Origin of the sequence: Pseudomonas sp. SWRI68, from assembly GCF_014269165.1 — a bacterium.
GTDB lineage: Bacteria > Pseudomonadota > Gammaproteobacteria > Pseudomonadales > Pseudomonadaceae > Aquipseudomonas > Aquipseudomonas capeferrum.
The window spans coordinates 40,687-62,216 of record NZ_JABWRU010000013.1 but is presented as its reverse complement, the minus strand read 5'-3'; the positions used below and the strand labels follow the sequence as shown (position 1 = coordinate 62,216).

Annotated in this window: 21 protein-coding genes; 10 read left to right on the top strand and 11 right to left on the bottom strand. The window is 63.7% G+C overall.

From position 1 onward, the window contains the following. Positions 1 to 139 precede the first annotated feature (139 nt). The 6 genes from pqqA to HU770_RS18470 all read left to right on the top strand — a co-directional run bounded on the left by pqqA (position 140) and on the right by HU770_RS18470 (position 5,168). A complete protein-coding gene (gene pqqA / locus HU770_RS18495; RefSeq protein ID WP_003243383.1) occupies positions 140 to 211 on the top strand; it encodes a pyrroloquinoline quinone precursor peptide PqqA in 72 nt (23 codons plus the stop codon). Positions 212 to 289: 78 nt separating this feature from the next. Then, entirely contained in the window at positions 290 to 1,201 is a 912-nt protein-coding gene (pqqB, locus tag HU770_RS18490) for a pyrroloquinoline quinone biosynthesis protein PqqB (protein WP_186658671.1), read from the top strand. A gap of 9 nt (positions 1,202 to 1,210) precedes the next feature. Continuing rightward, positions 1,211 to 1,966: a pyrroloquinoline-quinone synthase PqqC gene (gene pqqC, locus HU770_RS18485; protein WP_047583697.1), complete on the top strand. Its 756-nt coding sequence runs from the start codon at positions 1,211 to 1,213 to the stop codon at positions 1,964 to 1,966. Continuing rightward, positions 1,963 to 2,238, top strand: coding sequence for a pyrroloquinoline quinone biosynthesis peptide chaperone PqqD (gene pqqD / locus HU770_RS18480; protein ID WP_033703078.1), 276 nt, complete (start codon positions 1,963 to 1,965; stop codon positions 2,236 to 2,238). The genes pqqC and pqqD overlap by 4 nt, the downstream gene beginning before the upstream one ends. 1 nt (position 2,239) lies before the next feature. Next, positions 2,240 to 3,370 (top strand): pyrroloquinoline quinone biosynthesis protein PqqE, encoded by a 1,131-nt coding sequence (gene pqqE / locus HU770_RS18475; RefSeq protein WP_077068780.1) that lies wholly within the window; start codon positions 2,240 to 2,242, stop codon positions 3,368 to 3,370. After that, positions 3,336 to 5,168, top strand: a complete 1,833-nt coding sequence (locus HU770_RS18470; protein ID WP_186664775.1) for a S9 family peptidase — start codon at positions 3,336 to 3,338, stop codon at positions 5,166 to 5,168. Before pqqE ends, HU770_RS18470 begins: the two co-directional genes overlap by 35 nt. Before the next feature lie 47 nt (positions 5,169 to 5,215). Here HU770_RS18470 and HU770_RS18465 read toward each other — a convergent pair whose 3' ends face one another. Together HU770_RS18465 and HU770_RS18460 are read right to left on the bottom strand one after the other, a co-directional pair. Continuing rightward, complete coding sequence (locus HU770_RS18465; protein WP_003177654.1) at positions 5,216 to 5,374, bottom strand: YqaE/Pmp3 family membrane protein; 159 nt, start codon at positions 5,372 to 5,374, stop codon at positions 5,216 to 5,218. 151 nt (positions 5,375 to 5,525) lie between these two features. Continuing rightward, complete coding sequence (locus tag HU770_RS18460) at positions 5,526 to 6,806, bottom strand: aminotransferase class III-fold pyridoxal phosphate-dependent enzyme (RefSeq protein WP_186664772.1); 1,281 nt, start codon at positions 6,804 to 6,806, stop codon at positions 5,526 to 5,528. 209 nt (positions 6,807 to 7,015) lie between these two features. Between HU770_RS18460 and HU770_RS18455 the strand changes: the two genes are divergently transcribed. Continuing rightward, positions 7,016 to 7,939 carry a LysR family transcriptional regulator gene (locus tag HU770_RS18455; protein WP_033703083.1) on the top strand — a complete coding sequence of 308 codons (924 nt, stop codon included), beginning with the start codon at positions 7,016 to 7,018 and terminating at the stop codon, positions 7,937 to 7,939. A 302-nt stretch (positions 7,940 to 8,241) separates the two neighbouring features. Here HU770_RS18455 and HU770_RS18450 read toward each other — a convergent pair whose 3' ends face one another. From HU770_RS18450 to bioB, 9 genes are all read right to left on the bottom strand, one after another. Next, the gene (locus HU770_RS18450; RefSeq protein WP_033703084.1) at positions 8,242 to 10,020 is read right to left on the bottom strand and encodes an acyl-CoA dehydrogenase C-terminal domain-containing protein; all 1,779 of its coding nucleotides are present in this window, start codon (positions 10,018 to 10,020) and stop codon (positions 8,242 to 8,244) included. A gap of 123 nt (positions 10,021 to 10,143) precedes the next feature. Next, positions 10,144 to 11,427: a GGDEF domain-containing protein gene (locus tag HU770_RS18445; RefSeq protein ID WP_186658634.1), complete on the bottom strand. Its 1,284-nt coding sequence runs from the start codon at positions 11,425 to 11,427 to the stop codon at positions 10,144 to 10,146. Between the two features lie 158 nt (positions 11,428 to 11,585). Then, positions 11,586 to 13,391: a phenylacyl-CoA dehydrogenase gene (locus HU770_RS18440; protein ID WP_033703087.1), complete on the bottom strand. Its 1,806-nt coding sequence runs from the start codon at positions 13,389 to 13,391 to the stop codon at positions 11,586 to 11,588. Between the two features lie 317 nt (positions 13,392 to 13,708). Beyond that, a complete protein-coding gene (locus HU770_RS18435) occupies positions 13,709 to 14,023 on the bottom strand; it encodes a hypothetical protein (RefSeq protein ID WP_033703088.1) in 315 nt (104 codons plus the stop codon). 112 nt (positions 14,024 to 14,135) lie between these two features. Further along, the gene (gene bioD / locus HU770_RS18430; RefSeq protein WP_033703090.1) at positions 14,136 to 14,816 is read right to left on the bottom strand and encodes a dethiobiotin synthase; all 681 of its coding nucleotides are present in this window, start codon (positions 14,814 to 14,816) and stop codon (positions 14,136 to 14,138) included. 10 nt (positions 14,817 to 14,826) lie between these two features. After that, positions 14,827 to 15,645, bottom strand: coding sequence for a malonyl-ACP O-methyltransferase BioC (gene bioC, locus HU770_RS18425; RefSeq protein ID WP_186658631.1), 819 nt, complete (start codon positions 15,643 to 15,645; stop codon positions 14,827 to 14,829). Further along, positions 15,638 to 16,369 (bottom strand): alpha/beta fold hydrolase, encoded by a 732-nt coding sequence (locus tag HU770_RS18420; RefSeq protein ID WP_186658628.1) that lies wholly within the window; start codon positions 16,367 to 16,369, stop codon positions 15,638 to 15,640. Before HU770_RS18420 ends, bioC begins: the two co-directional genes overlap by 8 nt. Next, entirely contained in the window at positions 16,354 to 17,547 is a 1,194-nt protein-coding gene (gene bioF / locus HU770_RS18415; protein ID WP_186658623.1) for an 8-amino-7-oxononanoate synthase, read from the bottom strand. The genes HU770_RS18420 and bioF overlap by 16 nt, the downstream gene beginning before the upstream one ends. 1 nt (position 17,548) lies before the next feature. Next, complete coding sequence (gene bioB / locus HU770_RS18410) at positions 17,549 to 18,607, bottom strand: biotin synthase BioB (protein WP_033703095.1); 1,059 nt, start codon at positions 18,605 to 18,607, stop codon at positions 17,549 to 17,551. 89 nt (positions 18,608 to 18,696) lie between these two features. Between bioB and HU770_RS18405 the strand changes: the two genes are divergently transcribed. The 3 genes from HU770_RS18405 (at position 18,697) to HU770_RS18395 (ending at position 21,513) form a co-directional block, all read left to right on the top strand. Then, a complete protein-coding gene (locus tag HU770_RS18405; protein ID WP_186664769.1) occupies positions 18,697 to 19,428 on the top strand; it encodes a ComF family protein in 732 nt (243 codons plus the stop codon). A 276-nt stretch (positions 19,429 to 19,704) separates the two neighbouring features. Beyond that, complete coding sequence (locus HU770_RS18400) at positions 19,705 to 20,469, top strand: TOBE domain-containing protein (RefSeq protein ID WP_186664766.1); 765 nt, start codon at positions 19,705 to 19,707, stop codon at positions 20,467 to 20,469. A gap of 69 nt (positions 20,470 to 20,538) precedes the next feature. Continuing rightward, positions 20,539 to 21,513, top strand: coding sequence for a serine/threonine protein kinase (locus HU770_RS18395; protein ID WP_033703098.1), 975 nt, complete (start codon positions 20,539 to 20,541; stop codon positions 21,511 to 21,513). The last annotated feature ends 17 nt before the right edge of the window (positions 21,514 to 21,530 follow it).

The following is a 21,530-nucleotide window of genomic DNA, read 5'->3' as shown; positions in this document are numbered from 1 at the left end:
AGGGCGCTTTTCCAATAATTAACCTTTCAGTACAAATTTTTCTTGTAAGATAGCGCAATCTCAGTCAAGGGAACCTCCGGCGCCCGGCGGTACCCAACAAGTAGCTGACCAACCCAACCCGTTCGGAAGGAGTCATCCCATGTGGACCAAACCTGCATACACTGATCTGCGTATCGGCTTCGAAGTCACCATGTACTTCGCCAACCGCTAAGCTCTGCTTACGGTTCGACGCCTCGGCCCGCCGGGGCGTTTGTGTTTTTCGGATACGGTTTTCCGGTAGAGAGTGGCCATGTACATCCAGATTCTCGGTTCCGCCGCCGGCGGCGGCTTCCCCCAGTGGAACTGCAACTGCGTCAACTGCAAGGGCTATCGCGACGGCAGCCTGCGTGCCACGGCGCGCACCCAGTCGTCCATCGCGCTGTCCGACGACGGCGAGCACTGGGTCCTGTGCAACGCCTCGCCCGATATCCGCGCCCAGCTTCAGGCCTTTGCGCCGATGCAACCGGCCCGCGCCCTGCGCGATACCGGCATCAATGCCATCGTCTTGCTCGACAGCCAGATCGACCACACCACCGGCCTGCTCAGCCTGCGCGAAGGCTGCCCGCATCAGGTCTGGTGCACCGACATGGTCCACCAGGACCTGACCACCGGCTTCCCACTGTTCAACATGCTCAGCCACTGGAACGGCGGCCTGCAGTGGAACCGCATCGAGCTGGAAGGCAGCTTCGTCATCGACGCCTGCCCCAACCTCCGGTTCACCCCCTTCCCCCTGCGCAGCGCCGCGCCGCCCTATTCACCGCACCGCTTCGACCCTCACCCGGGCGACAACCTGGGCCTGCTGGTCGAAGACACCCGCACCGGCGGCAAGCTGTTCTACGCCCCAGGCCTTGGCCAGGTCGACGACAAGCTGCTGGCGATGATGCACGGTGCCGACTGCCTGCTGGTCGACGGCACCTTGTGGGAAGACGATGAAATGCAGCGCCGTGGCGTCGGCACCCGCACCGGCCGCGAGATGGGCCACCTGGCGCAGAACGGGCCAGGCGGCATGCTCGAAGTGCTCGATGGCTTCCCGCGCCAGCGCAAGGTACTTATCCACATCAACAACACCAACCCGATTCTCGATGAAGACTCGCCTGAACGGGCCGAGGTCCAGCGTCGGGGCGTAGAAGTCGCCTTCGATGGCATGAGCATCACGTTGTAAGGAGGCCTGATGAGCGACCCATTGCCGATGTCCCCTGCCGAGTTCGAGCAGGCCCTGCGCGCCAAAGGCGCCTACTACCACATTCATCACCCCTATCACGTGGCGATGTACCAGGGCCGCGCCACCCGTGAGCAAATACAGGGCTGGGTAGCCAACCGCTTCTACTACCAGGTCAACATCCCGATGAAGGATGCCGCGATCCTGGCCAACTGCCCGGACCGCGAAGTGCGCCGCGAGTGGATCCAGCGCCTGCTCGACCACGATGGCGCCCCTGGCGAAGACGGGGGTATCGAAGCCTGGCTGCGCCTTGGCCAGGCCGTTGGCCTGGACCCTGAGCAACTGCGCTCCCAGGAGCTTGTGCTGCCCGGCGTGCGCTTTGCCGTAGACGCCTACGTCAACTTTGCCCGCCGCGCCAGCTGGCAAGAGGCGGCCAGCAGCTCGCTGACCGAGCTGTTCGCCCCGCAGATCCACCAGTCGCGCCTGGACAGCTGGCCACAGCACTACCCCTGGATCGACCCGGCCGGCTACGAATACTTCCGCACCCGCCTGGGCCAGGCCCGGCGTGATGTCGAGCACGGGCTGGCGATTACCTTGCAGCACTACACCACCCGCGCGGGCCAGGAGCGTATGCTGGAGATCCTGCAGTTCAAGCTGGATATCCTCTGGAGCATGCTCGATGCCATGAGCATGGCCTACGAGCTGAACCGCCCGCCTTATCATTCGGTCACCCAGGAACGGGTCTGGCACAAGGGGATCGCCCTATGAGTTTCGATCGCAAGCAGGTGCCGAACTGGCGCCCCGGCTACCGCTTCCAATACGAGCCGGCCCAGAAAGGCCATGTGCTGCTGTACCCCGAGGGCATGATCAAGCTCAACGACAGCGCCGCGCTGATCGGCGGCCTGATCGACGGCCAACGCGACGTCGCGGCGATCATTGCCGTACTGGCCCAGCAGTTCCCGGATGTCCCGGAAGTGGCCGACGACATCGAGCAGTTCATGGAGGTGGCCCGTGGCGAACACTGGATCGTCCTCGCCTGACCTGCCGGCCACGCCCGAGGTCGGCCTGCCGCTGTGGTTGCTGGCCGAGCTGACCTACCGCTGCCCGCTGCAATGCCCGTACTGCTCCAACCCGCTGGACTTCGCAGCCCAGGGCCAGGAGCTGAGCACCGCGCAGTGGTTCAAGGTGATGGCCGAGGCGCGCGAAATGGGCGCCGCGCAGATCGGTTTTTCCGGTGGCGAACCGCTGGTGCGCCAGGACCTCGCCGCGCTGATCGGCGAGGCGCGCCGGCTGGGCTACTACACCAACCTGATCACCTCGGGCATTGGCCTCACCGAAGCGCGCATCGCCGAGTTCAAGACCGCCGGCCTGGACCACATCCAGATCAGCTTCCAGGCCAGCGACGAGCAGGTCAACAACCTGCTGGCCGGCTCGAAGAAGGCCTTCGCGCAGAAGCTGGAGATGGCCCGTGCCGTAAAAGCCCACGGCTACCCGATGGTGCTCAACTTCGTTACCCATCGGCACAACATCGACAAGATCGACCGCATCATCGAGCTGTGCATCGCGCTCGAGGCCGACTTCGTCGAGCTTGCCACTTGCCAGTTCTATGGCTGGGCGCACCTCAACCGCCTGGGCCTGCTGCCGACTCGCGCACAGCTGCAGCGGGCCGAACGCATCACCAATGAATACCGTGACAAGCTCAAGGCCGAAGGCAACCCGTGCAAGCTGATCTTCGTCACCCCTGACTACTACGAAGAACGCCCCAAGGCCTGCATGAATGGCTGGGGCAACCTGTTCCTCACCATCACCCCGGACGGCACCGCCCTGCCCTGCCACGGCGCCCGCCAACTGCCGGTGCAGTTCCCCAACGTGCGTGACCACGACCTGCACCACATCTGGTACGACTCGTTCGGTTTCAACCGCTTTCGCGGTTACCAATGGATGCCTGAGCCCTGCCGCTCCTGCGACGAGAAGGAAAAGGACTTCGGCGGCTGCCGTTGCCAGGCCTTCATGCTCACCGGCGATGCCAGCAACGCCGACCCGGTGTGCGCAAAATCGGCGGATCACGGCATCATCCTCAAGGCCCGCGAGGAGGCAGAAACCGCCCAACTCGCCATTGAAGAGATGACCTTCCGCAATGATCGAAACTCCCGTGTCATCGCCCGCGGCTGAATTCAGCGCAGCCCAGGCCGTCGCCGCTGGTACCGACTTCGCCGAGCTCAAGGTCGGCCCCACCGGGTTGTTCTGGAACGAGTTTCGCCCGGCCGACGGTGCCTGCCGAATCTGGCACTGGCATCAACACCAGGCCCAGTGCCTGACGCCGGATGGTTTCAGCGTGCGCAGCCGGGTTTACGAATATGGCGGGGGCAGCTTTTGCCTCGGCGGTGAAGGGCTGGTCTTCGTCAACGAGAACGATCAGCAGCTCTATACACAGACGCTGGACGGCGCCGTACCCAAGCGGCTTACCGACGACCAGCAGTGCCGCTACGGCGATGTGCACTGGCACGACGGCCAAGTGCTGGCGGTCGAAGAGCGCCATGGGCAAACCGTTGAGCATCGCCTGATTGCCCTGCGCGAAGGCTCGCGCGAGGTGCTGGCTGAAGGCGCCGACTTCTACGCATCACCCACCGTGAGCAGTGATGGGCAGCGCCTGGCGTGGGTCGAATGGGACCGCCCGGCACAACCCTGGACACACACGCGCCTGCTACTTCGCCAACGCGACAGCAGCGGCGCATGGGGGCCAGCGTGTTGCGTGGCAGGCCAGGACGAGTCTCTGCAACAACCGCGTTTCGACGCGCAGGGCCGCTTGTATTGCCTGTCTGATCGCGACGGTTTCTGGCAGCCCTGGGGGGAAGTCAACGGGCACTGGCAGGCCCTGCCCGCCGAACCCGCCGACCATGCCTCGGCGCCCTGGCAACTTGGCGCCAGCAGTTGGCTGGCCCTGGGGCCGCAAAGCTATGTGGCCAGTTGGTTCGAGGGCGGTTTTGGGCAGTTGGGGCTGCGCACCGCCGAGCAACCGGTAGAACGTTTCGCCAGTGCCTACACGCGCTTTCGCAGCCTGGCCATAGATGACGGGCACCTCTATGCCATCGCCGCATCCCCCGTCAGCCCGGCGGCAGTCATTGCCATCGACCGCAGCAATCACGAGGTACGCGTGCTGGCAGGGGGTGCCGAGGTACTGCCCGCCGAAGCCATCAGCATGCCGCAGTCCATTCGCTACACCAGTGGCAACGGCCTCGCCCATGGCTTCTTCTACCCGGCCATGCACGCCAAGGCGCCCGCACCCTTGGTGGTGTTTATCCATGGCGGGCCGACGTCGGCCTGCTACCCGGCGCTCGACCCCCGCATCCAGTACTGGACCCAGCGCGGCTTCGCCGTCGCCGACCTGAATTACCGGGGCAGTACCGGCTATGGCCGGGACTATCGCCAGGCCCTGCACCTGCACTGGGGCGAGCGGGATGTCGAGGATGCTTGCGCAGCGGTCGCGCACCTGGCCGGGCTGGGGCTGATCGACCCGCACAAGGCCTTCATCCGCGGTGGCAGCGCGGGCGGTTACACCACGCTGTGCGCCCTGGCGTTCCACGACGTGTTCCGAGCGGGGGCCAGCCTCTACGGGGTCAGTGACCCTATTGCCCTGAGCCGCGCCACGCACAAGTTCGAAGGGGATTACCTGGACTGGTTGATCGGCGACCCACTGCAAGATGCCGAGCGCTATCACGCACGCACGCCACTGCTGCATGCCGCGCAGATCAAGGTGCCGGTGATTTTCTTCCAGGGTGAACTGGATGCTGTGGTGGTGCCGGAGCAGACGCGCCTGATGCTCGATGCACTGAAGGCAAATGGCATAGAAGCCGAAGGGCACTTTTATGCGGGGGAGCGACACGGGTTCCGCCAGGCAGAGAACCTGGCGCATGCGCTGGAAGAGGAGTGGACGTTCTATTGCCGGGTGTTAGGCCAGGTCCCTCACTGAATCTGGCCTTTCGTCGCGAAAAGGGCCGCAACGCGGCCCCAATGCGCTCATCGCTTGGCAATGATATACACCGCATGCACGATCCCCGGAATGTACCCCAGCAGGGTCAGCAGAATATTCAGCCAGAATGCCCCGCCGAAGCCCACCTGCAGAAACACCCCAAGTGGCGGCAGCAGGATGGCGATGATGATACGAATGAAGTCCATGCGAGTCTCTCCTGAAGGGTCTCAACAAAGACTAGCCGCGCTTCGCAGAGGTTCCACACCCCTGCAATACCGGGCAAAAAAAAACGCCCCTGGCCAAATGAAACAGGCCAAGGGCGATGCGCAGAAACGCCAGACGGTTCGTTGAATTCGGTTATGCCGGCATTTCCCGGCGGGCCTGCTGCTGTGCATGCAGACGAGCAAAGGCGCGGGCCAGGCGCAGGAGCATTTCGTCGATGTTGCCCTTGCTCACGGTCAGCGCGGGCGAGAAGCGCACCACATCGGCCTGCGGGGCATTGAGCAGCAGGCCTTCATGCAGGGCAGCCTTGACCAAGTCCTGAGCGACGCGCTCCTGCAGTTGCAAGGCCCACAGCAGGCCTTGGCCGCGCGCCTCGCCCTGGCCATATCGCCCCGCCAAGCGGCAAAGGCCATCGCGCAGGTGGCGACCGCTGTCCTGTACATGCTCGAAGAAGCCAGGCTCCAGCACGGTATCGAGCACTGCCAGGCCCGCAGCGCTCATCAGCGCGTTGCCATGGTGGCTGCCTTCCAGCTCACCCGGCTCGGCGCAGCAAGCGCTACCGCGCGCCAGCAAGGCCGCCAGCGGCACACCACCACCCAGGCCCTTGCCCAGGGTGATGATGTCGGCCCGCACGCCGTAGCTCTGCTCGGCGAGCAGGGCGCCACAACGGCCGATGCCGGTCTGCACCTCATCGAGGATCAACAGGATGCCCAGCTCGCGGCACAGTGTTTCGACACCCTTCAGGTACGCCTGCGTGGCCGGAATAACACCTGCCTCGCCCTGGATCGGTTCGAGCATGATCGCGACGGTGCGCGAATCCACTGCTGCATGCAGCGCCGCCAGGTCATTGAACGGCACCTTGCTGAAACCCGGCAGGCCCGGTTCGCAACGATTGCACGGCAGTGGGTCGGAGGCCGACAACGCGCCCAGGCTGCGGCCATGGCAAGCCTGGTTGGCAGTGATGATGTGATAGGCGCCGTTACGGTGTAGCTGGCCCCATTTGCGCGCCAGCTTGATCGCCCCTTCGCAGGCTTCGGCGCCGCTGTTGAGCAAGTAGGCCTGGTCGCTGCCGGTGCTCTGGCACAGGCGTTCGACCAGTGCCAGCAGCGCGCGGCTGTGATAACCGGAACCTGGGTTGATCAGTGCCTGGGCCTGGTTACCCAGTGCCTTGACCAGCACGCTGGGGCTGTGGCCAAGGCTGTTTACCGCACCACCCTGGGTGAAATCCAGGTAGGCATGCCCTTCGCTGTCCCACAACCACGAACCCTGACCACGCACGAACATCTGCGGCGCGCGTTCGGTGCTCGGCATCAGGCACTCGCGGGACAACTGCGGCGCATCCGCCACGGTCACCGGCGCACGCTTGGGCTCGGCGACAGCGGCGGCTGCCGACCGGCGCAGGTTGAACAGGTTCATCAGGGCTCCAACCAATCACGGTAAAGGGCGGCTATGTGCGGTCTGAATGCCGGCACTTGATATTTAGCCTTGCCTATCAAAAGTGTTTTTCATCTGGGGTAACAATCAGCTCAATGACCGCTGTAACCCTCTGGAATACGGCGATAGACTAGGCTTCGCAACGGTTTTCGACCATTTCGTTTTTCCAGCATTTTCGATAAGTGTTACTTATGGATTTCCGCCAACTGCGTTATTTCGTCGCGGTGTACGAAGAAGGCCACGTAGGCCGCGCCGCCGAGCGTCTGTCACTGTCCCAGCCAGCGCTTTCCCAACAGATACGCCAACTGGAACACAGCCTCGACCTGAACCTGTTCGAGCGCAGCAACAAGCGCCTGCTGCCGACCTTGGCCGCACACACGCTGTACAACCATGCCCTGCCGTTGCTCGATGGCTTGCAACGGGCCCATGAGGCCATGCGCAACTTCAAGGGCCAGTCCCTGCGCACCTTGGCCATCGGCGTGCTGCAGACCGTGCGGCCAAGCCTGGTGCCGCAGCTGCTCGAACGCTTGCGCAAGGCACAGCCGCACCTTGTGGTGCAGATCTACGAGCTGTCGGGGCTGGAAATCGAACGGCGTTTGCTCAATGGCAGCCTGGACATCGGCATCAGCTACCTGCCGCCGCGCCAACCTGGGCTGCATGGCCTGCTGCTGTACGAAGATGAACTGCAGCTTGTCATCCCCGATACCCACCCATTGAAGGATTTCAAGAAGGTGTCGATCCGTCAGGCAGCCGAGCTACCCATGCTGATGCTGGGCGAGGAGTTTCAGATTCGCCAGATCTGGCAGGCGCAGTTGGCCAGCCAGGGGCGTCGGCCGCAGGTGCAGGCAGAAATGAACAACATGGCCGGGATTCTCGACAGCCTGGCGCACACGGCGCTGGCCACCATCCTGCCTGGCCGGGCCAAGGACGCGGCCGAGGATGACCAGGGCCTGCTGTGGAAGCCATTGAGCGAGCCGCGGGTGCCGCTCAAGGTTGGGCTGGTGTTCCGCGATGCACAGCGCCAGCAGGCGTCGGTCGAGCTGCTGCGTACATTGCTGGAAGAAGAGACAGACGCGCGCCACCTGGGAGGCTCGCCACTGGATGTGCTCGGCTGAAAGGATGTGCTCGGCTGCAAAACACGCGCACAAAGAAAACCCCGCCGAAGCGGGGTTTCCCAGACTGTTTCCCTGTGACATCCGTATCGCCCCGCCATCCTGGCAGGAAGTCCTTCGTCGTCTTCCTTGATCTGTCCTTTGCGCTTCCTGCGCAACGTCCATGTGGTAAAGATTACCTGTGGATCCAATCTGAGAACAGTGGTGAAAAGTCACCACGTTGTGTAGGAAAAAGCTTACAAAGAGGATTCATTGCCAGTCATACCGGAGATTGGGGGGCGCTTCGCACCCCCAGCATCAACCGATCAGAACTGCTCAGCCTCCAGCAGATACAGCGCCTCGCTCCCCGCCTTGACCGAGGCCACCAATGACTGCACCCGCGGCAACAGACGCGCAAAGTAGAACCGCGCCGTCCCCAGTTTGCCGGAGTAGAAGGCTTCATCCCCCTCGCCAGCCTTGGCCGCCCGCGCCATCAACGCCCACATGTAGCCATAGGCGACGTAACCAAACGCCTGCAGGTACTCGACCGAAGCGGCGCCAATTTCATTGGGGTTACCCTTGGCCTGCTCCAGTACCCACTCGGTCAGCCCGTCCAGCTGGTCAAGGTAAGCACCCAAGGGTTTGGCAAACTCATCCAGTTCACTGTCGGCACCGGCGACAAACCGGCGTATCTCGTCGGAGAACAGCTTGTAGTACGCCCCCCCACTGGCCACCACCTTGCGCCCCATCAGGTCGAGGGCCTGGATGCCGTTGGTGCCTTCGTAGATCTGCGTAATCCGCACATCACGTACCAATTGCTCCTGCCCCCACTCCCTGATGTAGCCATGCCCGCCGAACACCTGCTGGCCATGCACGGTGCACTCAAGGCCAAGATCGGTGAGGAAGGCCTTGGCAACCGGGGTCAACAGCGCCACCAGTTCTTCACTGCGCTTGCGGGTGGTCGGGTCTTCGCTGTACTTGGCACTGTCGAGCTGCATCGCCACGTAGCTGGAGAAGGCGCGTCCGCCTTCGATCAAGGCCTTCATGGTCAACAGCATGCGCCGTACGTCCGGGTGGACGATGATCGGGTCTGCGGCCTTGTCCTTGGCTTGCGGGCCGGTCGGGGCGCGGCTCTGCAGGCGGTCACGGGCATACTCCACGGCGTTCTGGTAGGAACGTTCGGCCGATGCCAGGCCTTGGATGCCTACGCCCAGGCGCTCATAGTTCATCATGGTGAACATGGCCGCCAAACCCTTGTTCGGCTCACCGACAATGTAACCGACCGCTTCGTCGAAGTTCATCACGCAGGTGGCTGATGCCTGGATACCCATCTTGTGTTCGATCGAGCCACAGGTGGCGGGGTTGCGTGCGCCCAGGCTGCCGTCCGGGTTGACCAGAAACTTGGGCACCAGGAACAACGAAATACCTTTGGGCCCGGCCGGGGCATCCGGCAACTTGGCCAGCACCAGGTGGATGATGTTCTCGGTCAGGTCATGCTCGCCACCGGTGATGAAGATCTTGGTGCCACTGACCTTGTAGCTGCCATCGGCCTGGGGCTCCGCCTTGGTGCGGATGATGCCGAGGTCGGTACCGGCATGGGGCTCGGTCAGGCACATGGAGCCCGCCCAGACGCCAGCGTACATGTTGGGCAGGTAGGCTGCCTTGAGTGCTTCACTGGCGTGCGCATTGATCGACAGGCAGGCGCCGGCAGTCAGCATCGGGTACAGGCCGAAGGCCAGGCTCGACGCGTTGACCATTTCCTCGACCTGGGCCGAGATGACCTTGGGCATACCCATGCCGCCGAACAGCGGGTCACCGCCCACACCCACCCAGCCGCCTTCGGCATAAGTGTTGTAAGCGTCGATGAAGCCAGCGGGCGTGCTCACCGCACCGTTGTCCCAGCGGCAGCCCTCTTCATCGGCGGCGCGGCTGAGCGGGGCGATGGTCCGCGCGGTGACCTTGCCGGCCTCCTCCAGCACAGCCAGGGCGGTTTCGGCATCGACCACGTCGGCCAGCGCGGGCAACTGTGCCCATTGCTCGGCCACGTTGAAGACTTCATTCAGAACGAAGCGCATGTCGCGCAGGGGCGCTTTATAGTCGGCCATGACAACCTCTCGCTAGTAGGGTCGGGGCGGTCTCGGAGAACCGCGACACTGGGTTGCTGGCAGTGTAACCGAACAACTTTTACGAGACATAGGGTCATCAGTTGACCGCATGGTCTAATCTGGTCATGCCATTCGCACCGCTCCACGTTGCGATTGTTGCCCATGCACCATGACACAATTGCGCCCCGCCTCTTTGGCGCTATACAGCGCCTGATCGGCAGACTTGAGCACGGCCTCCGGGTTGCGGTGATCGGCCTGGCGCTCGGCAACGCCGATGCTGATGGTTACCGAAACCGTACCGGCGCCGCTGCCACCGCGGCGCTGTCGCCCTGCCGAATCGTCCTGCGGGCGGCTGTTCGGGTCACGCAGTTGCATGGCGTAGTTGGCAATCATCTCGCGCACGGCTTGCACGTGCGGCACACATTCTTCTGCCGTCTTGCCCGCGAAGACCAGTGCAAATTCCTCGCCGCCATAGCGATAGGCCCGACCGCCGCCGGTGATCTTGGACAACCGGCTGGCCACCAGCCGTAGCACCTGGTCGCCGACATCGTGGCCGTGGGTATCGTTGAATCTCTTGAAGTGGTCGACGTCGGTCATGGCGATCACATAGTTGCGCCCCAGCCGTTGCATGCGCTCGTTCAAGGCGCGGCGCCCCGGCAGGCCGGTAAGCTCATCGCGAAAAGCCATCTGATAAGCCTCGTGCGCGACGGCAGCGGCGATCATCAACATCACCTGGCTGCACATGATGTTCAGGGTGAAGGGCAGGATGAACGTTTGCGGCAGCATCCAGAAGACGCCGATCAGGCCAATCACCTGCGCCGCGTGCAAGGGCCTGGGCTCGCGCAGGTACTGCACCACCAGCAGGATGAACACCGCGAGGAACAACGGGTAGGCCATCTGGATCAGGCTCATCCACTGGCCATGCAAGGACGGCCAGCGGATCTCCGCCAGCCACGTCAGCAGCGTATCGGGGTAGCTTTGCTCGAGGGCCACAGCGACGCTGGCAACGGCAAACAGCACCGCGAAGCGCGCGACCAGGTCCTGCAGCAGGTGGGTGCGCTCCTGCCAGGCGCCATACAGCGCGAACAGGGCTGGTAGCAGCAGGCACACCAGATGGAAGATCACCGCGGCATCCGCGCGCACGTGGCCGTTGTCGCGGTAGAAGTCGGTCTGGGTGTCGAGCAGATAGTAGGCGATGTACACCGTGACCATCAGAAACAGCTCGCGCTGGCGGCGATAAACGGCGCAGTAGGCACCGCCCAATAGCAGGACCAAGGTGGGCAGCACATTGAACAGCGACGTGAAAAAGACACTGAGGTCTCTTACGTAAGCCGCCGCAAGGCCTGCCAGCAACAGAAACAGCGAAGGCAGGAAGTGGCTTACGCGTACAGCATCAAGACGAAACAAGGGTAATCTCCAACCCGGCAGATCAATAGTGGCATTGTGCCCTTATTTCATCGGCAGCGCGCGTGAACAGTTGAATACCCGCTGGCAATGCCCTGGCCCCGAAACGAAAAAACCCGCCTGCCGGTGAGGGCAGGCGGGTTTTTTCTACAGCTTATGGGTCAGTAAGACAGACCGAAGTGCTCTTCTTCCATCGCCATCAGGTTACCTGCACCCGACAGCATCGCCGCCACATGGGTACGGGTACGCGGCAGGATGCGCTGGAAGTAGAAGCGCGCGGTCTGCAGCTTGGCGGTGTAGAACGCCACTTCTTCAGTACCGGCAGCCAGCTTTTCGGCAGCCAGGCGGGCGATGTCAGCCCAGAAGTAGGCCAGGCAGGCATAACCGGAATACATCAGGTAATCGACCGAAGCGGCACCCACTTCTTCGCGATCTTTCATGGCGGCCATACCGACCTTCATGGTCAGCTCGCCCCATTCCTTGTTGATGGCCGCCAGCGGCTCGACGAACTCTTTGACCGCCTCGACGCCTTCTTGCGCCTGGCAGAACTTGTGCACGATCTTGGTAAAGCCCTTCAGCGCTTCACCTTGGGTCATCAGCACCTTGCGGCCGAGCAGGTCGAGGGCCTGGATGCCGGTAGTGCCTTCGTACAGCATGGAGATACGGCTGTCGCGCACGTTCTGTTCCATGCCCCACTCGGCGATGAAACCATGGCCGCCGTAGATCTGCACGCCGTGGTTGGCGGCCTCGAAACCGACTTCGGTCATGAAGGCCTTGGCGATCGGGGTCATGAAAGCCAGCAGCGCGTCAGCTTTCTTGCGCTCTTCTTCGTCCTGGCTGTACTTGACGATGTCGACCTGCTTGGCGGTGAAGTAGACCATGGCGCGGTTGCCTTCAGCGAAGGCTTTCATGGTCAGCAGCATGCGGCGCACGTCTGGGTGGACGATGATCGGGTCGGCCGCCTTTTCAGGGGCTTTAGGGCCGGTCAGCGAGCGCATCTGCAGGCGCTCACGGGCATACTTCAGGCCGCCCTGGAAGGCCACTTCGGCATGGGCCAGGCCTTGCAGTGCGGTGCCCAGGCGAGCGGTGTTCATGAAGGTGAACATGCAGTTCAGGCCTTTGTTGGCCGGGCCGATCAGGTAGCCGGTTGCGCCGTCGAAGTTCATCACGCAGGTGGCGTTACCGTGGATGCCCATCTTGTGTTCGATCGAGCCACAGCTCACGGCGTTACGCTCGCCGGCAGCGCCTTCGGCGTTGGGCATGAACTTCGGCACGATGAACAGCGAGATGCCTTTGGTACCAGCCGGGGCATCGGGCAGGCGGGCCAGCACGATATGGACGATGTTGTCGGCCATGTCGTGCTCGCCAGCGGAAATGAAGATCTTGGTGCCCGACACTTTGTACGAACCGTCAGCCTGAGGCTCGGCCTTGGTACGCAGCATGCCCAGGTCAGTGCCGCAGTGCGGCTCGGTCAGGCACATGGTGCCGGTCCACTCGCCGGAAACCAGCTTGGTCAGGTAGACCTCTTGCTGCTCAGGCGTGCCGTGCTCGGAAATGGTGTTCATGGCGCCATGGGACAGGCCTGGGTACATGCCCCACGACCAGTTCGACTCACCGACCATCTCGCTCAGGGCCAGGCCCAGCGATTCCGGCAGGCCTTGGCCGCCGTGGGCAACGTCATGCGCCAGGCTCGGCCAGCCACCCTCGACAAACTGCTCGTAAGCCGCTTTGAAGCCGGTCGGCGTCTTCACGCCCGACTCGCTCCAGGTGCAGCCTTCCTGGTCGCCAACGCGGTTCAGCGGGGCGAGTACCTGCTCACAGAATTTCGCGCCTTCTTCAAGGATCGCGTCGACCATGTCGGGCGTGGCGTCCTCGCAACCCGGCAGGCTCTGATAATGCGCTTCGTAGCCGAGCAGCTCGTCGCGAACGAAACGGATATCACGCAAGGGGGCTTTGTAGTCAGGCATTGCGGTGAACCTCTGTGATGAGTTCGGGGGTGATCGGTACTACCGACAAGCTCTTGGCGGCTTTCGATCAAACAGTTGTTTGAAACTTACGTTTAGCACGCGCGGATGTCAAGAAGGGACGATGGTGCCATTTACGTCACGAAAAATGACGTTTCGGCCACTGCACGACGATCAGTGCCTGAAATGCACAGGCTGCGGGAGCGGGTTTACCCGCGAACAGGGCCTCCCAGACGATAAAGGTGTCTGATCGGACGCATTCGCGGGTAAACCCGCTCCCACAGTGTTGAAAGGAGGTGTTTTACAGGGGATGCCAGAAATCAGGCGTAGGTGTCGATGATCCGACCGAGCATTTCGTCGGAAGCCTTGACGACTTTTGCGCCAAGCTCGACTTCATGCTTGCCCAGTGCCAGTTGCACGGTACTGGTCGCCATGTCCATTTGCTGGCTGCGATCGACCGCGCGCAGGCGTTCTGCCTGAAAGTCGCTGGACTGGCTGGTGGCAGTGCGCTCGGCACTGTTGTTGGCAATCTGGCTGGTGTTGGCAATCTGGCTGGCGGCTTGATCGACGCGGTTCTGGCCGGTCTGGATTGCGCTCAGGCCCGCGTAGTAGGCGGAGCTACCGGTGATTTCCATGTCAGGACTCCATTGACGCTGGATGACGAACAGGCCTAATTAAAGCAGGCGACGGCAGAAAAGGCCCGTTTAAATCGTTAATGGCCCAGTGCCAGTCGATAGACAGCGGCGGTTAATCGAGCAAATCAAGCTGTAAATGCTCCGCCACCATGTCGGCACTCGCCTGCTTCAACTTGGGCACCCGCCCCAGGCAAGGCGCGGGCAACCGCTCGGCGAGGCTGGCCAGGTTCTCTTCCAGGCGCGACGTGCGCGGTTCGATGATGTTCGCCACCCAGCCCGCCAATTGCAGCCCGTCGCGGGCGATCGCTTCGGCGCTGAGCAAGGCATGGCTGATACAGCCCAGGCGTACCCCCACCACCAGAATCACCGGCAGTTTCAGGGCGATGGCCAGGTCAGACAGGTTGGCCTGGCCCGACAACGGCACGCGCCAGCCACCGGCGCCTTCAATCAAGGTGAAGTCGGCGTTTTGCTGCAGCACGTTGCGCATCGCCGCCAGCAGCTCGGGCACGCCCAGCGTGACGCCAGCCTCACGGGCCGCGACATGGGGTGCGATCGCAGGCTCGAAGGCAAACGGGTTGACCTGTTCGTACGGCAACTTGATCGAGCTTTCATCGATCAGCGCTTGCGCATCGCTGTTGCGCAAGCCCTTTGGGGTTACCGTGCAACCGGACGCCACCGGCTTGGCCCCCAAGGTGCTCATGCCTTGCAACCGCGCCGCATGCAGCAGGCCGGCGGCAATGGTGGTCTTGCCGACGTCGGTATCGGTACCGGCAATGAAATAGGCCTGGCTCATCTGACTCCCCTTACCCCTGTGGCTTGCGCAACACACCATAGACCACTTGATAAGTGGCTGGCAGCCCCTGGGGCTGGCGAAATGCCTCATATGCCTGCAACAAGCTTTGCATGCGCGCGCGGCCGGTCAGGCCCGAGGGGCGGCCCGGGTTGATGTTGTGGGCGCCAAGGGCCTTCAGTTCGTGGGTCAGGCTGCGTACATCCGGGTAGTGCAGCACATGCGCACGCTGCTGCAGCGTCACGTGCTGCAAGCCACTGCCTGCGCACAGGCGCTGGTAATCGTCGAAGCGGCGGAAGCGGTTGACGTGCACCAGGCCATCCACCGCCTGCCAACTGGCGCGCAGCTCGTCCAGGGTACCGACGCACAGGCTGCTGAACGCCAGTACACCGCCTGGGCGCAGCACCCGCCGCGCCTCATCCAGCACACTGGCGAACTGCCCGCACCACTGCACTGCAAGGCTGGAGAACACCAGGTCGACGCTGGCCTCACGCAGCGGCAGGCGCTCGGCATCGCCGACCACGTGGTACTGGGCGCCGCCCTGCTCATGCCGGGCATGGCGCAGCATGCCTTCGGCGATATCCACCGCCACGCCACTGGCCTGCGCGAAGCGCTCGGCCAGCACCCGGCTGAAGTGCCCGGTGCCGCTGCCCAGGTCAAGCCAGCGCGACGGCGCCAGCCCTGCCGGCAACTGGCCCAGCAGGCTCATGCCAACGTCGCGCTGCAAGGCCGCGACGCTGTCGTAGCTGGCCGCCGCGCGGGAAAACGAGGCCGCCACCTGGCGCTTGTCCGGCAGTGCGCCGGGCAGGGTCGGACGGGAAAGGTCAGTCATCGCCACTCTCATGCAGGAAACTCTTGATGCCCGCCGCCAGCTCCTGTGGGTACTCCAGCAGGAAGGCGTGGGAACTCTCTTCGACCAGGCCGACTTCCACGTCCGGCAACAGTTCGCTCAGGGCCTTGGCGGCCTCCGCCGGTACCAGCGCATCGCTACCGGCGAACAGGTGCAGTTGCGGCCCGGCGAAGTGTTGCAGGGCTGCGCGGGTGTCCAGTTGCGCCAGCACCTGTAAGCCGGTGGCAAGGTACAGCGGGTCGGTGTCCGGCACCCCTACGCCAAGCTGACGCAGCAACGTACGCGGTTGCAGGGCACCGTCGCTGCACAAGCTGCGAAAGCGCTTGAGCGTCACCTGGGTGTGGCTGCGGCAACCGTCGAGGAAGGTGCCGAAGGTGTCGTCGGCCATGCCGTGGGGCCAGTCCGGCCGCGCCACGAAGCTGGGGTTGCTGCCCAGGGTCAGCAGGCCGCAGCAGTGATCACCGCGCCTGCTTGCCAGCTCACTGGCCAACATGCCGCCGAGCGACCAGCCGCCCAGCCACGTATCAGTCGGCAGCTTGCGATCGAGGTGGTCGACCCAGGCCTGCACATCGGCCTCGGCCAGTTCCGGCAGGGGCATCAGCTCGACCTGCAGACGTGCATCCTGGGCCCTGAGGCTGGCAGCCAGTGGCTCCAGCGCAGCGGTGCCCAGGCCCCAGCCGGGCAATAGAATCAGTCGATTTCGCATCGGCGCTCTCCAGTGGTGCGCTCCAGTTGTGGATAACACTCGGCCAATGCATTCAACAATAGCTGCACCTGCGCCTCACTGTGCGCGGCGCTCAGCGTCACCCGCAGGCGCGCGCTGCCGGCGGGCACGGTGGGAGGGCGGATCGCCGTCACCAGCAAGCCCCGCTCGCGCAACATCTGTGACAGGCGCAGGGCCTGGGCGCTGTCACCGATCATGATCGGCTGAATCGGTGTGGGGCTGTCCATCAGCTCAAGGCCGATCTGCTGGGCGCCCTGGCGGAACTGGCGGATCAACGCGGCCAGGTGCTCGCGGCGCCAGGTTTCGCGGCGCAGCAGCTCCAGGCTTTTAAGCGTGGCACAGGCCAGCGCCGGGGGCTGGCTGGTGGTGTAGATGTAAGGCCGGGCGAACTGCACCAGCGCCTCGATCAACGCTTCGCTACCGGCAACAAAAGCGCCGGCCGTGCCGCAGGCTTTGCCCAGGGTGCCGATCAGCACGGGTACATCATCCACACCCAAACCAAAGTGCTCGACGATACCGCCACCCTGGGCCCCCAAGGTCCCCAGGCCATGGGCATCATCAACCATCAGCCAGGCGCCGCGGGCGCGGGCGGCCTTGGCCAGGGCCGGCAAATCGGCAAGGTCGCCATCCATGCTGAACACCCCATCGGTCACCACCAGGGTATTGCCCACGGCCTTGTCCAGGCGGCTGGCCAGGCTGGCCGGGTCGTTGTGCAGGTAGCGGTTGAAACGGGCACCACTGAGCAGCCCGCCATCCAACAGCGAGGCGTGGTTGAGGCGGTCCTGCAGCACCGTGTCGCCCTGCCCGACCAGCGCAGTGATGGCGCCCAGGTTGGCCATGTAGCCGGTGGAGAACAGCAACGCGCGCGGCCGCCCGGTCAGCTCTGCCAACGCCTCTTCGACCTGGTGGTGCGGCGTGCTGTGGCCAATCACCAGGTGCGACGCGCCGCCACCGACACCCCAGCGTTCGGCGCCGGCCTGCCAGGCGGCGATCACCTCCGGGTGATTGGCAAGGCCCAGGTAATCATTGCTGCAAAACGCCAACAGCGGCTGGCCATCGACCACCACTTCAGGCCCCTGCGGGCTCTCCAGCAGTGGCCGCTGCCGATACAGGTCTGCAGCGCGCCGTTCGGCCAGGCGCGCTGCCAGGTCAAAGGCCATCTCAGGCCGTTGCTGCGTTGTAGAACATCTCGCTGCTGCGCTGTTCGACCAGCGCCTGCTCGATGGCTGCCTGGTGCACTTCATCGGCGTGCTCTTCGCGGGCCTCAGGCTTGATACCCAGGCGGGCGAACAGCTGCATGTCCTTGTCAGCCTGCGGGTTGGCGGTGGTCAGCAGTTTCTCGCCATAGAAGATCGAGTTGGCGCCCGCCATGAAGGCCAGGGCCTGCATCTGCTCGTTCATCTGCTCACGGCCGGCAGACAGGCGCACATGCGACTTGGGCATCAGCAGGCGGGCCACCGCCAGCATGCGGATGAAGTCGAACGGGTCGACATCTTCTTCTTCGGCCAGCGGCGTGCCCGCCACCTTGACCAGCATGTTGATCGGCACCGACTCCGGGTGCTCGGGCAGGTTGGCCAGCTGGATCAGCAGGCCGGCGCGGTCATCCAGCGACTCGCCCATGCCGAGGATGCCGCCAGAGCAGATCTTCATCCCGGCATCACGCACATAGGCCAGGGTTTGCAGCCGTTCGCTGTAGGTGCGGGTGGTGATGATGCTGCCGTAGAACTCGGGCGAGGTGTCGAGGTTGTGGTTGTAATAGTCGAGGCCGGCCTGGGCCAACGCCTGGGTCTGGTCCTGATCGAGCTTGCCGAGGGTCATGCAGGTTTCCAGGCCCATGGCCTTGACCCCTTTGACCATCTCCAGCACGTAGGGCATGTCCTTGGCCGACGGGTGCTTCCACGCCGCGCCCATGCAGAAGCGGGTCGAGCCAATGGCTTTGGCGCGGGCGGCTTCTTCCAGCACCTTCTGCACTTCCATCAGCTTCTGTTTTTCCAGCCCGGTGTTGTAGTGGCCGGACTGCGGACAATATTTGCAATCTTCCGGGCAGGCGCCGGTCTTGATCGACAGCAGGGTCGAGACCTGCACGCGGTTTGCGTCGAAATGCGCGCGGTGCACGGTTTGCGCCTGGAACAGCAGGTCGTTGAATGGTTGCTGGAACAGCGCCTTGACCTCGGCCAGGGTCCAGTCGTGACGTGTTGTTGCAGTTGTGCTGGCGCTCATCGGCGTTTCCTTGTTTAGGCTGTAACTGGCGCCGGGACAGGAATGCCCGCCAGCGCATCACGGATAGCTCGCATAGTCATGGAAGGCCTATGAACTGTCAACCCAACCTGAAAGCACTGGTTTACAAGTGTGTAAATATTAACCAACACTGTCTGCTCTGCGACGCCCCTGCCGAACAGGCGTACTCACTGTGTGTCGCCTGCGAACAGGCGTTGCCTTGGTTGCAGGACTACTGCCTGCGCTGCGCACTGCCTTTGCCGATGGCCAACCTGACCTGCGGCCAGTGCAGCCGCCGGGCGCCGGCGTTCGACCAGGTCATCGCGCTGTGGCATTACGGGTTCCCGGTAGACACGCTGATCAGCCGCTTCAAGCACAAACGCCAGTGGCCGCTGGGGCGGTTGATGGCCGAATTGCTCGGCCAGGGCCTGCAACACCGCTATGCAGAAGGCCTGGCGCAACCTGACCTGCTGTTGCCTGTGCCCTTGGCCAAGCGTCGACTGCGTGAGCGCGGCTTCAACCAGGCCGGCATGCTGGCGCGCTGGTTGGCGTCGCAGTTGGGCATCGATTGCGACGAGAGGCTGCTGCTGCGTACACGCGAGACCCAGGCGCAGCAGCACCTGGATGCCAAGGCCAGGCGCCGCAACCTGCGCCAGGCGTTCTGCGTCACCGGGCACAAGGCACTGGCGGGGAGGCATGTAGCGGTGGTCGATGACGTGCTGACTACCGGCACCACCGCCCAGTCGATTGCCCAGGTGTTAACCAAGGCCGGGGCACGCCGGGTCGATGTGTATTGCCTGGCACGCACCCCCAAGCCCGTGTAGGAGCGGCCTTGCGTCGCGAAAGGGTCGCGCAGCGGCCCCCGGATTTCAGCGTCGCTGCTAATCTCGGATTCCAGCGTCGCCGCTAATCCCGGATTCCAGCGTCGCCGCTAAAATCGATGGGGGCCGCTGCGCAGCCCTTTCGCGACGCAAGGCCGCTCCTACACCAATCAGGGCCATGCAACCAATCAGGGCCATGCAACCAAATCAGGGCCATGCAACCAATCAGGGCCATGCTATAAAGCAACGACCTTGCATCAACCACTGATTATCCTGCCCATGTCCCTACCCGCCCTGCTCACCCAGCACATCGCCCGCCGCCCGCAACGCATCGCCCTGCTCCAGCACATCGCCGAACAAGGCTCGATCACACGCGCCGCCAAGGCCGCAGGCGTCAGCTACAAAGCCGCCTGGGACGCCATCGACGAGCTCAACAACCTGGCCAGCCAGCCCCTGGTCGAGCGCAGCACCGGCGGGCGTGGCGGCGGCGGCGCACGCCTGTCGGTCGAAGGCGAACGCGTGCTGCGTCTTTATCAACGCCTGCAGGCCCTGCAGGCACAAATCCTGGAAGCGGCCGAAGAGTCCAGCGACCTCGACCTGCTCGGGCGCCTGATGCTGCGCACCAGTGCGCGCAATCAGCTGCAGGGCAAGGTCAGCGGCCTACGCCGTGAAGGCCGGCATGACTGCGTAAGCCTGGCGCTGGGTGGTGGCCTGGAGATCGAGGCGCTGATTACCCACGACAGCACCGCGCGCCTGGAGTTGACCCTGGGGACAATGGTGGTCGCGTTGCTCAAGGCCGGGTGGGTGCAACTGCTGGGGGATGGCGATGACGCCGACGCGGGCAGCAACTGCCTCAAGGCAACGGTGGAACACGTGCTGGCGGACGTTGACGGGCCCAGCGAAGTACGGCTGGCGCTGGGCAATGGGCAGACATTGTGCGCGTTCGCCGAAAAGGCGTGGTTGACGCGCAATCGGATTCAAACGGGCAGCCAGGTACGGGCACAGTTCCATCCTTCTTATGTGCTGCTGGGGGTGCCGGTGTAGCTTGGCCGCACCGTTTGGCAAGGTGGAATGCGTTACCATGGCTGCACGCCGCCTATCCCCGGAGCCACCATGTCACACCCCTTCGTCACCCTCACCCCCGACTTGGTCCTGGACGCCGTGGAGAGCATCGGCTTCCTCAGCGATGCCCGGATCCTGGCGCTGAACAGCTACGAAAACCGCGTCTACCAGGTAGGCATCGAAGACTCACAACCGCTGATCGCCAAGTTTTACCGACCTGGCCGCTGGAGCGATGCGGCGATTCTTGAAGAACACCGCTTCACTGCCGAGCTTGCCGATTGTGAAGTGCCCGTGGTCGCGCCTCTGCAGCACGACGGCCGCACACTGTTCGAGCACCAGGGTTTTCGCTTCACACTGTTCCCCCGCCGTGGCGGCCATGCACCAGAACCCGGCAACCTCGACCAGCTCTATCGCCTCGGCCAGTTGCTCGGCCGCCTGCACGCCGTTGCCGCGACACGGCCGTTCGAGCATCGCGAAGCGTTGGCTGTGGACAACTTCGGCCACGCCTCCCTGCAGACCCTGCTCGAAGGCAACTTCGTCCCGCGCGAATTGCTGCCCGCCTTCGAGTCCGTGGCCCGCGACCTGCTGAAACGGGTCGAGGATATCTACGCGCGCACCCCACACAAGGTGATGCGCCTGCACGGCGACTTGCACCCGGGCAACCTGATGCATCGCGACGAGGTGTATCACGTGGTCGACCTCGACGACTGCCGCATGGGCCCGGCGGTGCAGGACCTGTGGATGATGCTCGCTGGCAGCCGCGAAGAACGCCTCGGCCAACTGGCAGAGCTGATCGACGGCTACAACGAGTTCCACGACTTCGACCCACGCGAGCTGCCCCTGATCGAGCCGCTGCGCGCCTTGCGCCAACTGCACCACAGCGCGTGGCTGGCGCGGCGCTGGGACGACCCGGCATTCCCGCGAAGCTTCCCGTGGTTCGGCCAGCCGCGCTACTGGGGCGACCAGATTCTCGCGCTGCGCGAGCAGATGGCAGCCCTCGATGAACAACCGCTGAAATTGTTCTAGAAGTGCGCTGACCTCTG

Excerpts from the sequence above, each read along its gene's own strand:
- bioB (WP_033703095.1), bottom strand. The coding sequence starts at position 18,607 with ATGAGCGCCAGCACAACTGCAACAACACGTCACGACTGGACCCTGGCC.
- HU770_RS18435 (WP_033703088.1), bottom strand. The coding sequence starts at position 14,023 with ATGGAAATCACCGGTAGCTCCGCCTACTACGCGGGCCTGAGCGCAATC.
- HU770_RS18420 (WP_186658628.1), bottom strand. The coding sequence starts at position 16,369 with ATGCGAAATCGACTGATTCTATTGCCCGGCTGGGGCCTGGGCACCGCT.
- HU770_RS18450 (WP_033703084.1), bottom strand. The coding sequence starts at position 10,020 with ATGGCCGACTATAAAGCGCCCCTGCGCGACATGCGCTTCGTTCTGAAT.
- HU770_RS18460 (WP_186664772.1), bottom strand. The coding sequence starts at position 6,806 with ATGAACCTGTTCAACCTGCGCCGGTCGGCAGCCGCCGCTGTCGCCGAG.
- pqqB (WP_186658671.1), top strand. The coding sequence starts at position 290 with ATGTACATCCAGATTCTCGGTTCCGCCGCCGGCGGCGGCTTCCCCCAG.
- HU770_RS18465 (WP_003177654.1), bottom strand. The coding sequence starts at position 5,374 with ATGGACTTCATTCGTATCATCATCGCCATCCTGCTGCCGCCACTTGGG.
- HU770_RS18405 (WP_186664769.1), top strand. The coding sequence starts at position 18,697 with ATGAACTGTCAACCCAACCTGAAAGCACTGGTTTACAAGTGTGTAAAT.
- HU770_RS18395 (WP_033703098.1), top strand. The coding sequence starts at position 20,539 with ATGTCACACCCCTTCGTCACCCTCACCCCCGACTTGGTCCTGGACGCC.
- HU770_RS18440 (WP_033703087.1), bottom strand. The coding sequence starts at position 13,391 with ATGCCTGACTACAAAGCCCCCTTGCGTGATATCCGTTTCGTTCGCGAC.
- HU770_RS18400 (WP_186664766.1), top strand. The coding sequence starts at position 19,705 with ATGTCCCTACCCGCCCTGCTCACCCAGCACATCGCCCGCCGCCCGCAA.
- pqqD (WP_033703078.1), top strand. The coding sequence starts at position 1,963 with ATGAGTTTCGATCGCAAGCAGGTGCCGAACTGGCGCCCCGGCTACCGC.
- bioF (WP_186658623.1), bottom strand. The coding sequence starts at position 17,547 with ATGGCCTTTGACCTGGCAGCGCGCCTGGCCGAACGGCGCGCTGCAGAC.
- pqqC (WP_047583697.1), top strand. The coding sequence starts at position 1,211 with ATGAGCGACCCATTGCCGATGTCCCCTGCCGAGTTCGAGCAGGCCCTG.
- bioC (WP_186658631.1), bottom strand. The coding sequence starts at position 15,645 with ATGACTGACCTTTCCCGTCCGACCCTGCCCGGCGCACTGCCGGACAAG.
- HU770_RS18455 (WP_033703083.1), top strand. The coding sequence starts at position 7,016 with ATGGATTTCCGCCAACTGCGTTATTTCGTCGCGGTGTACGAAGAAGGC.
- bioD (WP_033703090.1), bottom strand. The coding sequence starts at position 14,816 with ATGAGCCAGGCCTATTTCATTGCCGGTACCGATACCGACGTCGGCAAG.
- HU770_RS18470 (WP_186664775.1), top strand. The coding sequence starts at position 3,336 with ATGATCGAAACTCCCGTGTCATCGCCCGCGGCTGAATTCAGCGCAGCC.